Source organism: Coleofasciculus sp. G1-WW12-02, assembly GCF_040219735.1.
GTDB lineage: Bacteria > Cyanobacteriota > Cyanobacteriia > Cyanobacteriales > Coleofasciculaceae > Coleofasciculus.
Genome location: NZ_JAVJRX010000088.1, coordinates 1 through 14726, shown reverse-complemented (window position 1 = coordinate 14726; position 14726 = coordinate 1). Strand labels below are relative to the sequence as shown.

Below are 14726 nucleotides of genomic sequence, written 5' to 3'. Positions count from 1 at the left end.
AAAAGCAAAAAACGAAAGCTTAAAAACAAGTTCTCACACTTAAGAAAAAAGTATTAAAAAGTGGGTCTGGGCATCTTACTCACTATAAAAAGCTCGAATCCTACGCTCTAGAAATAGAGATCGTTATAGATGTAGTAGGTGGGAGAAGCCAGCAGCGTATACTTGTATCGCTGTCTGGAGTATGTCACGCTAAGCACCAAATAAGAGTAACCAAATCGGTAAGGTGAGTAAAAGTCCTGTAGAACCAACCGCCAGTGCTGTCACAGTTAACTCGCGATCGAGTTCATAAACTTCGGCGATGACTAAAGTGGCAAAAGCTGGCGGCATTGCCATTTGCAGGACGATCGCTAACTGCGGCTTACCAATTATGCCAAACTGCGATAACGCCATCCCTAGTACCAAGGGAATCAGCAGCATTTTAATGCCCAGACTCACCCCAGCTTGTCTAACTTTGCGCCAAGACGCCAACTGACTCAAACGCATACCAATCAGAATTAGTGAAAGCGCGATCGCACTCCAAGCAAATCCGGTCATTCCCTCCTCCAGCCATCCTGCTAACGGAACCTGACGCAACGCTAATCCTATGCCCATACTCCACAGCGCCGGATTAATCACCAGCGATCGCACTAACTGCCCCTGACTCTTATTAACCCGACCAAAACGTGCTGCCAATACTACACCTAAACCATACGCCCCGAGTAAGGTTCCTAGCATGTCATAAAATAGCGCCCAGCCAAAATAGTTTTCTCCCAATAAGGTTAGATTAACGGGAAACCCCAAATACCCCGTATTCCCCACCATCGACGCCAGCAAGAAACTCCCTTGAGTGGGTTTATTCCATTCATGGGGATTATCATTTGTCAAGCCTTTTTCGGCGACAAACTGACCCCCACCCCCCTTCATCCAAAACCAAGCCAAGAGAGCGCCCAATAAAATCGCCACCCAAGCCGCTATTGGGGCAATCCAAATCTTTCCCGATAGATCCGCCCCCCGTAGAAACGTAATAATACTGATAGGAACCCCAATCCAGAACAGAAATTGACCAATAAACGTTGGTATCCACTGGGGCATCAAAAGTCCCAACACCCATCTGAGTACCACACCACCCCCTAGCTGGAGGTAAAGTTGGAACAGGGGTTGTAGACGCTCTGGATCTAGACTGAGCATTAGAGGATGATTAAACAGACAACGGTTTTGATAATAAGCCAGTCTTTCAGAAAACAAATTGGCACAGACTACAGTAAGTGAAGTTGCCAACCTACAGAGAATGAAATTGGCTTGATTAGTACGCTCAGGAGTGGAGTTTTGAATACCCCCGATTTTCCAGGAAAACCCGCCAACTTATCCGAATCAACAGACGAGGATATTCCCGTAGCGGTGCGGGATACACCCGACACCCGACGGCGATCGCACCTGTCACCGTTTCTGATTATCATGGCAGTATTAGGAGGCGGCGCGATCGTTTTGGGGCTAATCCTATCCTCGTCCACCTCTCAATCCCCCCAAAGGGTTACCTCTTCCCCACAACCCACCACAACGGATACCTCCACCCCAGCTAATCCAGAAGAGAGTGACAACGACGTCGATAATCTTTTGGGACACCTCCCCTACGAAGAAGCCCCCCTATCCGAACTCGAACCCATTACCTCAGATGGTCGCATTAAACTACGAGAAGCGGCGGCAAAGAAATTTAAAGCGATGAGGGCAGCCGCTCAAGCCGATGGTGTGATATTAGTACCAATATCCGGCTATCGTACATCCGAACAACAGGAGCATTTGTTTTTTGACATCAAGGCGCAAAGGGGACAAGTCGCAACAAAACGGGCTGAAGTGAGTGCGCCTCCTGGTTACAGCGAACATCACACGGGTTATGCTGTCGATATTGGCGATGGCAGAACACCCGCCACAAATCTGAACACCAATTTTGAGAATACGGCGGCTTTTAAGTGGCTGGAAAAGAATGCCGCTTATTATAGCTTCGAGTTATCCTTTCCCCAAGGTAATCCCCAAGGTGTGAGTTATGAACCGTGGCACTGGCGCTTTGTCGGTGATCCTGATAGTTTAGAAACCTTCTACAAAGCTCAAAATTTGGATCGTCCTGATTCGGAACCGTCTCCTTCTCCCTCAGAACTAGAGGATGACTCTAGTAAAAAGGAACAGGAAACAAGGAACAGGGAACAGGGAACAGGGAACGGGGATCTGTAGTTATTAGAAATTAATTGCAAACTTCATAATCAACCATCAACAACGCACTTTTATATCAACTTATGCAGCAGACCACTCTTAATGTAATTGCCATTGGCATTTTCGGAATGACCCTTTCCGCCCTTTTGAGTCCAATTTTTAATATTCCACCAGCTATTCCAGCTTTGGCAACATTTGGAATTTTAGGATTGGCTACGGTAGACACCCTCAGCTTTCAAGGTAAAGGTGTAACGGTACTATTAGATTGGCTGGCAAGGAGGCGTAGTGAGTATCGCGATCGCATTGTGCACCATGAGGCGGGTCATTTCCTTGTGGCTTACCTTTTGGGGATTCCGATCACGGGTTATACGCTGACAGCCTGGGAAGCCTTAAAGCAGGGACAACCGGGTTTAGGTGGTGTGCAATTTGATACTCAGCAACTCTCGCCGAATCCACTTGCCATTGGCGAAATGCGATTGACTCTGGATCGATTCTGTACCGTCTGGATGGCAGGAATTGCCGCAGAAACTCTAGTTTACGGTGAAGCGGAGGGAGGAATTGACGATTGCCAAAAATTAAAAGAGGCATTGACATTATTTAAACGTCCTGCTGGCGAATTGACCACCAAACAGCGCTGGGCGATGCTCCAAGCTCAAACGATGTTACAGGACAATTGGAAGGCTTACGAAGCCCTCGTTAAAGCTATGGCAGAACGGACATGCGTAGGCGACTGCTATCGTCTAATTCAAGAGCATTACCACAGTTAAACAGGAAGGGAGCTGGGGGAGCTGGGGGGGGGGAGCTGGGGGAGCTGGGGGAGCTGGGGGAGCTGGGGGAGCTGGGGGAGCTGGGGAAGCTGGGGAAGCTGGGGAAGCTGGGGAAGCTGGGGGAGCTGGGGGAGCTGGGGAAGCTGGGGAAGCTGGGGGAGAAAAATTAGTAAGCTGTTCGGCATTTAAACCTTAATATCAATCATGGCGCAATCCTTGTAGTGCGAGCATCTTGCTCGCTACTCATACGCAATTTAAATGCATTACAGCTTAGGGGCGGGTTTAGTCACATTTAGGTGTGGTATAGAAAGGATATTAGTGAAACCCGCCCCTACACACAACTGTACCTTTGAGCAAAGCGAAGGATCAAAACTCAACACTCAAAATTCAGACGTAGCATGCTACGTCTGGTACATTAATAAAGTGTGTCATCACTGTAAAGCACTTGGTTGAGTCCTTTGGCTTTGGCACGCAAAAGGTTATGGTCAGCGCGTTTGACGAGGCTTTCGCCTTTGTGGTCATCTGAAGCCTTGAGACAAGCAATGCCAACGCTAATCGTAATCTCGATCGCGATCGTACCATCTACATTAAACGGTTGCTCGTTGATCAGGTATCGCAGGCGCTTGGCAACGATTTGAGCTTCCTCGCCGTTGGTTTGATTGAGAACCACTAAAAACTCTTCGCCGCCATACCGAAACAAAGTATCCTGTAGGCGCAGATTATGCTGGAGTCGGGTTGAGAGCAACTGCAAAAGGCGATCGCCAACTTGATGTCCATAAGTGTCATTCACGGATTTGAAATGATCCACATCCATCATAATCACACTTAAGTCGGTGATGTAGGTGCGGGCATTTTGAATTTGCCGGGGTAACTCCCATTCCATTGCCCGACGATTATTCAGTTCGGTTAAGGGATCGGCAAGAGCCAGGGTTGAGAGCACATCATTGGTTTGCAGCAGTTTTTGATAGAACTTCACACTGCGCCACCCGGCTAGGATATGGGCTTTTAATAGCCGATATTCTGCCAACGTGCTTCCTGGATCTCCTGTTGGGGCGCAGGTTAAGGGTAGGTAAGCATCTGCACCGCCTTCTAGGGCTTCAGCACAAATAATTTGCTCCCGACGCGGATCGGGTTTACCTTCACTCAAAGGATAAGACGGGTCATTAATTAAAATGCAATAGGTCCAGCTTAACTGCAGCTGTTCTTTAACCTGCTTACAGAGATCCAAACTACCGTTCTGAGTTGCCTGTACGATTAAAATGGCGTATTGTCTAGCTTGAACCTTACTCAGAGCCTCCTCCGGATTGGCAGACGCTTCCACCTTGCCAGACGTGATCGTGCGAATCTGGTCAAGGAACGTCTTAAGGAATTGTGAATTTCCCACGATTAATACAGAAGCGTCCATTTTGGGATGTAGCTCGACAAGAGCTGAGACATTGACCCTGTGCACCTGATGTTAAAACGTTTTATACCAGAATTTGAAGCTTTGGCAGGGATTCCCCTTCTCTATCCAGAGTAGACTCTTTTTTGGGCTAAGACCAGTGGTGGATGTGCTGTAGGCAGAAACTTACGCCGATCCTCTTGAGGGTTGCTACCCTGCATTGGATGCGATCAAGAGTTCGAGTATAACTCATTTGCTCTGACTTCTACACTAGCTTATCGGTGGGTCGTGGGAGCATCTTGCTCCGTGGAACTACAGAATTTAGTAGAGAGGTTCCATAGAAGTCTCTACCACAGTCGTTTGTCCTCAGCTATGTGTCTACTGCTATAACTAAAAATCAACGAATAACCCCACCCAAATCAAAGATTCAGATGGGGATAAATATGGCAAAACCTCAGTCAGGGAAGCACCTTCTGAGGAACCTTTGTTGGGAACACACTGAGTTAGGGGATTACTTCTTTTGTTTGAGCTGCTTCAAGATTGAACCAACACCCAGGGAACCAATAGCGAGCAAGCCACCGATTGTACCGGGTTCAGGAACCTCTGTCTGATCATAGGTCTGAACGATTGATGAAATTTCCGCAGAACCACCCGCTTCGGCTTCAACCCGAATCTCTTTGGTAATGTTCAATTTCTTGTATGGGGTAGCTAGGTCAAAATCTTCGCCTTCTAGTGCTGGATCTTGTAGGTCTGATCCCCCTTCATAAGGATTAGACACCATTAACTCAGCAACAATCGTATCACCAACTCTAGCCGTCTCCTTTACACTGGCTTTTCCATTCCCTGCAAAAGCTCCATTAAATGCCAGATTAATGGAGTTAATCGCCTTGGTGGGATCTAATACTTCTACATCAAAGCTAATTAAGGCTTGCAGAAACTCAGTTTCTGGTGAAGCAAAATTAGTTACAGAAAAAGGTCCTTGGATATCAATTCCAAAGGGACTGTTTTCAATGGTATTGATCTTAATTTCTTCACAACTGTTAGGAACCAGCAGTCCCGGACCAGACGTCGAGAGTGCACACTGAAAGTTACTGAATCTTTTATCTCCCACATCCAGAAAGCCGTTGCCAATCTCTCCCAATGTGATCGCCTGAGCTGGAGCGGCTAGAGTGCCTATCACTGTGGCGCCTGTAACAGCCGCTGCTATTGCCCATTTATGTATCATATTATTTTTCCTTAACTGAACTGGACGATTGTGAATGGCGAAAGTTTTTTAGAAGAGGTTAATCTTCATCTGTATATTTCTCTCTCTTTAAAGATACCTCATATAAACTTTGCTGTCATTCCCTCTACAGTAAAGACTTGATGAAATTACCGCTGGATTATTATGAAGTTTTGGTAAACCTTGAAGAAGGATAGGAAATTGGCATACCTTTGACATGAGGGCGTTGAGCGATGATATCCTAAAAAGCGATCCTCCTTGATATTCAGTCGCAAAGGAAGATCGCTTGCTCTCAAGCCGTGATTAGGGCTTGGCTGATAAGAGATTAGTCCCCGTCTCCAGGAACTCTAAAAAAAATCGGGTAAGTGTTCAATGGTACTATACCCTCTCTTTTTTGCCCTGCCACCATATCTATCTAGAGTGGTGGGCGAATATGGCTTTGGCTTAGTTGTTGTCGTTGTCAGAGGGAAAGAAAGAAGTAAACCCACTGAATTGACGGTTGCGCTTGAACATGAAGCCAGCTCCTAAGGCACCTAACACAAGTAATCCGCTTACCGTTCCTGGTTCGGGTACATCAACTGTGTAGTTTTGTCCAATCAATGAAATCTCCGCTGAACTCCCTGGACCGGCTTGAAGCAAGATATCTTTGGTTATATTTAATTTTGAAACAGGGTACAGCAGATCAAAGTCTCCGGCTTCAAATGCAGGATCTTGTAAGTCTGTGCCGGCACCTGAATTGGTAACCTTGAGTTGTCCGATGATATTACCGCTCATATCACGAGCCGTCTCGGTCACACTAGCTCGCGCTAATCCCTCAAATGCTCCGTTAAAGGCAAGCTCAATATTGCTGATGTCGCTTCCATCCTTAGCCATTACATCAAAGCTGATTAAGGCATCAATGAAAGCTACTCCTGTGTTTCCTATATTGGTGGCGGAGAAGGGTCCTTGGATTTCCAGGTTAAAGGAAGGATTTGTGTGGTTTATCTTAATTTCGTCGCAACTGTTGGGAACTAGAAATGAGTTACCGAGATTGGATTTTGCTAAGCTGCAGGTAAAGTTGCTGTAGGTGAAATGATCCGTCATGAAGGTGCCACCCCCTGACCAAATTTCTCCCAAGGTGATTGCCTGAGCGGGAGCGGCGAGAGTTCCGACTAATGTTGCGCCTGTAGCGGCGGCTGCGATTGCCCATCTGTTCATCATACTTAAACTCCTCGATAGATAACTGCGTCTAGTGTGTATCTTTCGCTTTAGGTTTTTTCTCTGCCTAAGCTAACTTCATATTACTCAAGCTTTCTGAAAGTATCCATAAAGTTACGATGAACTTTCTGTAAACTTTTCATGAAGTTCCGTCCAGGTGGGCAAGACATCCTGCTATCGGGGGATTTCTTGGGATTAACGCTCCCTGGGGTTTAGAGATTTTTAATATTACACAAGTGACTACACTTGGGTGCGTGGACGATGTATTTAGGATAACAAAACTTTGTCAAGATCCATTAAAGATCAATAAGAGATGACCGTAGGGGTTTGGTTACCAAACCCCTACACCCCCATTCTCCAAATCAAGAATTCCGCTTCCTTCCCCTCGTAGGGGAGGCGTCGGGAGGGGTCTTTTCACGGGAAGTCTAGAAACCTGAGTTGGGGCGGGTTTAGTCACATCTGTTGTGCAACCAAAAAGATAGTCGTGAAACCCGCCCCTACAGAGGCGCCACATAACGTGAAAAGTCAGGTCGGGAGGGGTCTTTCACCAATATCCTACAAGTCTCCTATAGCCACACGATCGCGAAAGTACTCTTCATACAACTGACAGCTTACCACCACGCGATCGCGAACCCAACGCACTAACCCGAAACTGTGCAGCTTCAACATCTCGATTGGATCAAGTTCTACCGCATCATTTGCCTTAAGCACCTGTTGATAAGCCACCGCTAAATCTGGATACTGGCGCAGCCTCCATAAATGGCGATGCAGGTGATTCCCATAAATTCCTGTATCTGTCGCTACAGTTTCTAATAATGATTTTAAACTCACCTGATGCTTGACCATTTCATAGAACATCAAACGCACCAAATAGGGAAACCCCCCCAAAAGTCGCATCAGCCGATCCAGTTCCTGGGATGATAAATAGAGTTGATGACGCTTTGCCAACTCAAAGACTTGTTCACGAGTAAACGGGGGTAACTGAATCCCTAACCCCACCGTCAACAGGGATTGATGCGGATGAAACGAAAGATAACCCTCTGTAGAATGAACTAGCACCAAGCGCAGTTTTGAAAAGACGGGGATATCTTTGGTATCGTCTTGCCAGGAGTGTAATAATGCGAGAAAGTCCCCCGCGATCGCAGGATACTGCAAAACTTGATTCACTTCATCAACAGCAATGACTAAGGGGCGATCGCTGTGGCTGAGTAAGTACTCCTGGAAATAAAGCGTGCAGCTAATCAAACAGCCCATTTCTTCATCCCAATACTCATCCAGCTTCGGTTCTAATCCAAGTTGTCGTGTCACATTAACACAAAACCAGCGCAAAAATTTCGCGATCGCGCTGAACACTGGACTCTCCGCCTGATGTAAGCTTAATCGTACCGTCCGATAGTTCTGCTTTTGTGCATCAGCCAGAATTCTTGCCATTAACGAGGTTTTTCCCATCTGCTGGGAACCTTGTAAACGCAGGATGGTGGCGGGTTGGCGGATTTGCTGATAGCAGTCTGATTCTAGGGGCGATCGCTCAATATAATAGATAGAGTTCAACGCAACTTGTCCCTCTGGTACTTCTAAGGGGACAACCTGCCTAGGTTCCAGCGACTTAGCCGTTGCTAAACCCTTACCATTAAACAGTTTTCGTTCGAGTACCGAGCGAAAATTCGTCTTATTAACTTTTTCCCCACAGGCTTTTGAGAGTAAACGCCATAACTTCGGCGCGACGCCTTGCTTAATATAATTGGCAGAATAACCATTTTCCAGAGAAATCTGATCATACGTCTTAGGTTCATCCTGCCATGATGCCCACAAAATAGCTTTTTGAATATAATTCAGCGAATGACCGGTCTTGGCAACCAGGAATGTATCGATACATTCCAATACCTGATCAATAGGGCGATGTCCCTGTGTAATCATCCTACACCCCAGTATCTATCCTTCTCAGTTCAGGGTATGTCACGCCTTGTCAATTCATAAAAGTTCACTAAATTAGACGAAGTTGACTCCCTAAAGTTATCACTTTAATCTATTGACAATTACAAGTTTATGTGCATTAACCTAAAAACACCGAGGCTTGGCAGTTGATATTCACTAACTAAGTTATCAATTTTATATATTGACAAATCTATAAAATTGAACATATTTGTCAGAATCCAACATTCCGTTTAGTTTGTCAACCCTCTTATTTAAAGAGTCTGTAAATTTTTGGGGATAGCAATTAAAGATTAGATAAAGCTTCCCCTTTCATCAACACAAAGCTGATGTCAAATTTATATATTGTTGGTAGAGGTTAAATCTGGCATCATAATAAGTATAGATGGGTAGGTTATTAAACGCCATAAAATTTATTCCTCAGTTTAATGAGGATGAGCTGGAAGAGAGGTCGCTGGTATTGATCCGCATTCTTGGCTAAAGCTATTAACCAAAAATCGCTGCTTATTTGAGTGATTGTAATGCGTCGTAGCTGAATCGATCACAGTGCTGAACAGGCGTATAAAAATTCAAGGATTTAACCGGAACGTTAGAAATTTCTCTTGTAAAACTAACAGATATAAGTTGGTCTCATAAAGAGTAACTTGTATGGTAGAGTTTCCGGAATCATTAACCCTGATTTAGAAAATGGATTTAGATATTATGAAAATCCTTGTCGTCGAAGATAACCTAGACTTTGCCGAAGCCTTATTTGAATGTCTCACGTTTGAAGGCTATGTCGTTGATGTGGTTACAAATGGCGAAGTGGCTTGGGAAAGGGCAATAGGAACCGACTACGACTTGATACTTTCTGATATCGAACTTCCCCAACTTGATGGGATAAGTCTGTGTAAAAAATTGCGTTGGTACGGCTATCGTCTGCCTATATTCCTAATGACAGGTTTAGAACCAGATTTACCGACCATCTCGACTAATGAAGCCAAGGCTAATGCTTATTTTTTCAAACCGTTCAATTTCCAAGAATTGTTAGATCAGATTCGCTCAACTGTAGCTGTTCCTAGGTAAAAAATATTAGGGGGTGGATGTTTGCCAAGCTACCAATAAACGCTCAACGAAATCGAAAGTTATGTACAGACAAGAAAATTCGCTCTTTTAAAGAGTTTAAAGTCAATCCTTAAAATACCTTTAAATTATCATGTGCATCACAGGTTCTCTTGCTGATTTTTCTCTACCGCAAGTTTTTTGGTTACTTGAAACCGGACATCAAAGCGGTTTGCTAACTTTGCATCCTGACGATACGGAGCAAACGTCCTCAAATAAAGCGTATTATATTTGGGTGTATCGGGGAAACCTTGTCGGGATGGCAAATTTGTTAGATGATCAAGGTTTAGTCTCTTTGATTACCCAACGGCGCTGGCTAAAGGATACCTGTCCATCCAGTCTCTTTGCTAAACTGAGTCGGTTATGTCCCCAGCATCAACCTTTGGGTTCTTATCTTAAAAAACAGGGGATTTTAACCAACCAGCAACTCAAGTGGCTATTCCAAGCTCAAGTTCTCCAGCCAATTTATGATGCATTTAAACTCAAATCAGGTCATTTTAGGTTTGACCATAATGTGCCGCTACCGACAATAGAAATGACAGGCTTGAGTATATCGGCGACACTAGCCACATTAATCGGACTCAGAAATTTGCCGAGTTGGGATGCTTTGGCTGATCAGTTACCTGATCCGGATACGGCTTTAGCCAGTGTGGTGAATGTTAAACCTGATTATCCGTTAAATGACCTAGAGTGGCAAGTTTGGACTTATACTGATTGCATGGTGTCTCTCCAATCGATCGCCCAATACCTACAACTTCCCCTGAAAACGGTACAGCAGATTGCTTTTCGCTTAATTGCGATTGGTTTAGCCGAAGAGATTTTTCTAGAGGTAGAGGATAACTTTACCCCGACTGTTGAGTCTCCATCATCAGGGTTACGTCAAGACTCCTATCGGGAAACCGTCAGTTATTCATTTCTGCAAAATTTACTGGGATTTTTAGTCCCTAAAGCCTCGTAATATCCTCCTACACCGTAATCTTTGATTCGGTGTAGGCTTCCGTACCTCACGATTTGGCATTCCTAGTTTTTCTCTTACAAGGTTTCGCCTCTGACGGTTTTTAGCGATGACGTTGGCGATTTGATCGATAAGAGGCGCGAACCCGCCGCACCAGTATCAATCCTAGGAAATAACTACAAATCGCACCAACCATTCCCACTGTAAAGCAGCCGACAAATAACGGTCCGATAATCTCAGATCCTAATTCTTTGAACTCCTGCCAAGATCCTAGGCTAATATCGGTTAAGCCATTTTGCTGGAGTAGCCATTGACCGACATGGAAGTTAAATGCATAAATCGGCACATACGTCAATGGATTACTCACCCAAGTACCAGCCGCCGCGATAATTTTATTTCCGCGAAAGATAAGGGCTAGACATATACCTAAAATGGTTTGTAGCCCAAATAAGGGAAACAGTCCCGCAAACACACCACAGGCTAAGCCGCGTGCGATCACTTCTGGGGGTCCAGAGAGACGAATTAAGCGCCAGTAATAGTATTGTAAGCGGCGCCGGAAACTGGGTCTGATATAGCGGTTGCGATTGGGGGGAGGACAAATGGGTTCAGATTTTACCTCTAATGATGAATGTTGGGGGCGAGTTTGCAAGGAATTTCCAGACATACAGGCTAGAGAATCTACAGTTACAGCAAGGGGAGTAGGGAGTCTATACTCATCCTAACTGACACTCGCGATCGCGATCGAGTTCCATCGTCTTCATTGATTGGTCTTATGTCATTAGTCTTATGTTAAGCTGTTCGGCATTTAAACCTTAATATCAATAATGGCGCAATCCTTGTAGTGCGAGCATCTTGCTCGCTACTCATACCCAATTTAAATGCATTACAGCTTAAAGAAGGGGTAATTTAAGTTTTTCATACATAATTCATCATAATTCAGATCAGATAGTAATTGGCGAATCTACATAAATCGTCGGTTCATTCATCTTAAAGTTAATTCCATAAGCCAATAATTTTTTGGAAATTTTTTCATTAGCGAGTTCCAATAAGCGCTTACGTAATTGAATTGAATTTTCACTAGATCCGAGAATAAAAAACGTTACTCTAGCCCGGGTAGTTTCTTCTTCCAAGGAGGGAATTAAAGTAATATTTGTACTTCCCGGATCGATACCGAATAAAGCGTTCGTACTTTCGGTAATAATTTGCTGAACTAAAGCTTTTTCTCGTTCTTCCAAAAGTTGAGCAAAATCCAAATAGAGTAATACCATAACTTTCTTCCCTCGGGTGACATTTTCGATTTCCCAATTTGCCATCGTTGAGTTAGGAACAATCAAAAGTGTGCTTTTAGCCGCCGTGCGAATTTTTGTAGACCGCAAGCCAATCGATTCAACGCGACCAAACACCTCATTAGGTAAACGAATATATTCTCCCGGAATAAACGGACGGTCTAAATAAAGGACAATCGTACCCAAAAGCTGTTCCAATGTCTTTTGTGCCGCAAACGCGATCGCAATACCGCCAATCCCAAAACTGGCGAGTAAGCCGACTAAATTGACTTCCTGGCTTTGAGCAAATGCGACCACAGCAATAAACCCAATAATTACATTAGCTAGAGTCTCAAACACAAGAAGCAATTCATCAACTTCCCGTCCGAGTTTCCGCACTAATCCTATCCCATACACTCGCACAAACTGGCGAAATAAGCGAGAGGCTAACCAAGCCACACTCACGGTTACGGCTAAATCCGTAAATGGAAGCATGAAGTTATACAACCCTGGATACTCCCTCAGCCAAGCCAGTGAGAATGAGAGTAGGATTAAGGTTCCAGCAAACTTGAAAGCTTTTTGGAGTGGGTCAATCAAATTATCATAAATTTCCTTTCCCTGCTTAATTGAAAATCTGTGGATAATCCAGCTAACCAGAATCGGAGTATATCGACCCGCCAAAATAGAAAGGAGAGCAAATATTAAGAAAAGAACATAGTTAGGCAAATTTAAGGAGTAAATAAATTGATAAACATCACGAATTCTGTTGGCTATATCAGTTAAATTCATCGGCTAGTACTGCTATTTGGGAAGTCGGAATTCCTATACAGACACGACAGGTCACGTCTGTATTTTACTACGGGAGCTAAATGCTCACTTACAAGTTCCCCTGAGTAGCCCGCACCCGCCCCTACAGTATAACTTTTGACCCGGCACGACCTTTGAGGGCAAGCTTTTGACTTCCCAGGTAACGGTACTAGATTGTAATCGGTGAATCCACATTAATGGTTTGTTCTTCAATGTCAAAGGCAATCCCATATTCTTTAAGTTGCTTAGCGATATTTTGTTTAGCAATATCAAGGAGTTGACGCCGCAATTCCATAGAAAACTCACCGGAACCCAAGATAAAAAAGTTAATTTGGGCTTGAGTCATTGCCGGAGATCCATCTTGGATGATATCTTTAAATGTGACGTCTGTACTGCGAGAGTCAATCCCAAAGATATCAATTGTGCTTTCTAATATAACTTGGCGGATCAGCGATTTTTCTTGGTCGGGTACCGGACGATAGAAAATTAATGAGATAATCGAAATCACCTTCTTAGCGCCCGTGAAGTTTTCGATACTGACCTGAGTCAGGGAACTATTGGGAATTACCATTAATGTTCCTTTACCAGAGGTACGAATTTTGGTAGACCGCAGTCCAATGGATTCGACTCTGCCAAAAGTGCCATCGGGTAGACCAATATAATCATCGACGACAAAGGGACGGTCGATATAAATCACAATACCACCGAGTAACTGTTCCAGGGTTTTTTGTGCCGCAAAAGCCACAGCAAATCCGCCAATTCCCAAACTTGCGAACAAGCCCAAAATATTGATTTGATGGGTTTGAGCAAATATAATGATAATGATGACAATAACCACTAAATTGACAATCAGTTTGGAAAGGAGTAAGAGTTCACTATTCACCTTTCGTCCACTTTGCAGGGTGGCATTTAAAAGATAGGCATCAAAAAATCGCTTGAATAACCGAGAGCCTAACAAAGTCGCGGTAATCGCTAAGGCGAGACTGATGGGGAGTTCAATCAACTTGATAAACTCCCGTTTGGCATAGGCGAGAAAAATAATATCGGTTAAGGTTAGACTCAGGGTTAGACCGAGTAATTCTTTTTCCGGTTGAATCACCTTGGGATAGAGATCCTTGAACCCCTCAAAGGCTGAACCCAGCCAGCGAAAGGCAAACGAACCGCCCGCGATCGCGAAAATCCCGGCAAGTCCGAGTAAAATTAATGTTTTCAGGGTATCGAAATCCAGGAGTCCTGGTAAGGCATCCAGCATTCTAGTCTCCAATTTCAGCAATTAGCCGTGTTAGACTATTATGGCGCGGAGTAGGGGTTTGGTTACCAAACCCCTACGGCGATAACTGAATCGTTCCCGCACTCCCCGGAGAATAGATTACCCCATATTTCGCGAGTAACCCTTCTTCCCGCACGCGATCGCGACGTGTATTCTGTGGCAATACTGTCTCGATGTTTACTCCCAGAGGTGCCAAAGTAGGTATGAATTGTTACCGGAAAATAGGGTCTAAAGCCTCGCCCTTTTAGGGCGACTTTTTATCGGTAGTTTCCAAGTTCCGAATCTATCCCACTCCTGGTCAGTGTCAGTCATTGGCGCGACTGTTTGGGTGTGTACGGGTAGTCTGGAATGATGCCCTAGCGTTGTGTAAGCAGTCGGATAAGCTACCCAAAAATAGTGAACTCCAGAAGCTATGCATCACCCAGGCTAAGAAAACTGAAGACAGGGCGTGGCTGGGACAGGTGTCGGCTATTCCCCTGCAACAATCGGTTGCTGATTTGGGGGTACCCGCATTTCTCACAAACTAATTTGAGAAGCTAATTTGAAGGGGAAAAGTAGAAGTTTTCATGCGCAGAATAGAAAAATTCCAGATTCTTCAACAAAATTAACCTGAAATTGCTAACTCTTACCCGACGCATTCGATAA

12 protein-coding genes and 1 pseudogene are annotated in these 14726 nt (G+C 44.6%); 5 read left to right on the top strand and 8 right to left on the bottom strand.

The features are described from left to right. Window positions 1-189: 189 nt before the first annotated feature. Entirely contained in the window at window positions 190-1167 is a 978-nt protein-coding gene (locus tag RID09_RS14635; protein ID WP_446336661.1) for an AEC family transporter, read from the bottom strand. A gap of 138 nt (window positions 1168-1305) precedes the next feature. Here RID09_RS14635 and RID09_RS14630 point away from each other — a divergent pair, with 138 nt between their 5' ends. Beyond that, window positions 1306-2205, top strand: a complete 900-nt coding sequence (locus RID09_RS14630; protein WP_446336660.1) for a M15 family metallopeptidase — start codon at window positions 1306-1308, stop codon at window positions 2203-2205. Between the two features lie 62 nt (window positions 2206-2267). After that, a complete protein-coding gene (locus RID09_RS14625; protein WP_446336659.1) occupies window positions 2268-2951 on the top strand; it encodes an ATP-dependent Zn protease in 684 nt (227 codons plus the stop codon). A gap of 415 nt (window positions 2952-3366) precedes the next feature. On the opposite strand, the gene RID09_RS14620 is transcribed toward RID09_RS14625, so the two are convergent. The 4 genes from RID09_RS14620 to RID09_RS14605 all read right to left on the bottom strand — a co-directional run bounded on the left by RID09_RS14620 (window position 3367) and on the right by RID09_RS14605 (window position 8668). Next, the gene (locus RID09_RS14620) at window positions 3367-4356 is read right to left on the bottom strand and encodes a GGDEF domain-containing protein (RefSeq protein ID WP_446336658.1); all 990 of its coding nucleotides are present in this window, start codon (window positions 4354-4356) and stop codon (window positions 3367-3369) included. A gap of 487 nt (window positions 4357-4843) precedes the next feature. Beyond that, the gene (locus RID09_RS14615; protein ID WP_446336657.1) at window positions 4844-5557 is read right to left on the bottom strand and encodes a PEP-CTERM sorting domain-containing protein; all 714 of its coding nucleotides are present in this window, start codon (window positions 5555-5557) and stop codon (window positions 4844-4846) included. 441 nt (window positions 5558-5998) lie between these two features. Next, window positions 5999-6754, bottom strand: coding sequence for a PEP-CTERM sorting domain-containing protein (locus tag RID09_RS14610; protein ID WP_446336656.1), 756 nt, complete (start codon window positions 6752-6754; stop codon window positions 5999-6001). A gap of 552 nt (window positions 6755-7306) precedes the next feature. Beyond that, window positions 7307-8668: an AAA-like domain-containing protein gene (locus tag RID09_RS14605; RefSeq protein WP_446336655.1), complete on the bottom strand. Its 1362-nt coding sequence runs from the start codon at window positions 8666-8668 to the stop codon at window positions 7307-7309. Between the two features lie 702 nt (window positions 8669-9370). On the opposite strand from RID09_RS14605, the gene RID09_RS14600 reads away from it, so the two are divergent. After that, complete coding sequence (locus RID09_RS14600) at window positions 9371-9748, top strand: response regulator transcription factor (protein WP_446336654.1); 378 nt, start codon at window positions 9371-9373, stop codon at window positions 9746-9748. A gap of 130 nt (window positions 9749-9878) precedes the next feature. Continuing rightward, complete coding sequence (locus RID09_RS14595; protein WP_446336653.1) at window positions 9879-10742, top strand: DUF4388 domain-containing protein; 864 nt, start codon at window positions 9879-9881, stop codon at window positions 10740-10742. A gap of 100 nt (window positions 10743-10842) precedes the next feature. Here the strand turns inward: RID09_RS14595 and RID09_RS14590 are convergent, their stop codons facing one another. From RID09_RS14590 to RID09_RS14580, 3 genes are all read right to left on the bottom strand, one after another. Next, window positions 10843-11403 (bottom strand): DUF2062 domain-containing protein, encoded by a 561-nt coding sequence (locus RID09_RS14590; protein WP_446336652.1) that lies wholly within the window; start codon window positions 11401-11403, stop codon window positions 10843-10845. A 277-nt stretch (window positions 11404-11680) separates the two neighbouring features. Continuing rightward, a complete protein-coding gene (locus RID09_RS14585; RefSeq protein WP_446336651.1) occupies window positions 11681-12793 on the bottom strand; it encodes a mechanosensitive ion channel family protein in 1113 nt (370 codons plus the stop codon). Window positions 12794-12980: 187 nt separating this feature from the next. Further along, window positions 12981-14063: a mechanosensitive ion channel family protein gene (locus tag RID09_RS14580; RefSeq protein ID WP_446336650.1), complete on the bottom strand. Its 1083-nt coding sequence runs from the start codon at window positions 14061-14063 to the stop codon at window positions 12981-12983. 299 nt (window positions 14064-14362) lie between these two features. Between RID09_RS14580 and RID09_RS14575 the strand changes: the two are divergent. After that, window positions 14363-14587 (top strand): annotated as a pseudogene (locus RID09_RS14575) (helix-turn-helix domain-containing protein); the annotation flags it as partial. Between the last annotated feature and the right edge of the window lie 139 nt (window positions 14588-14726).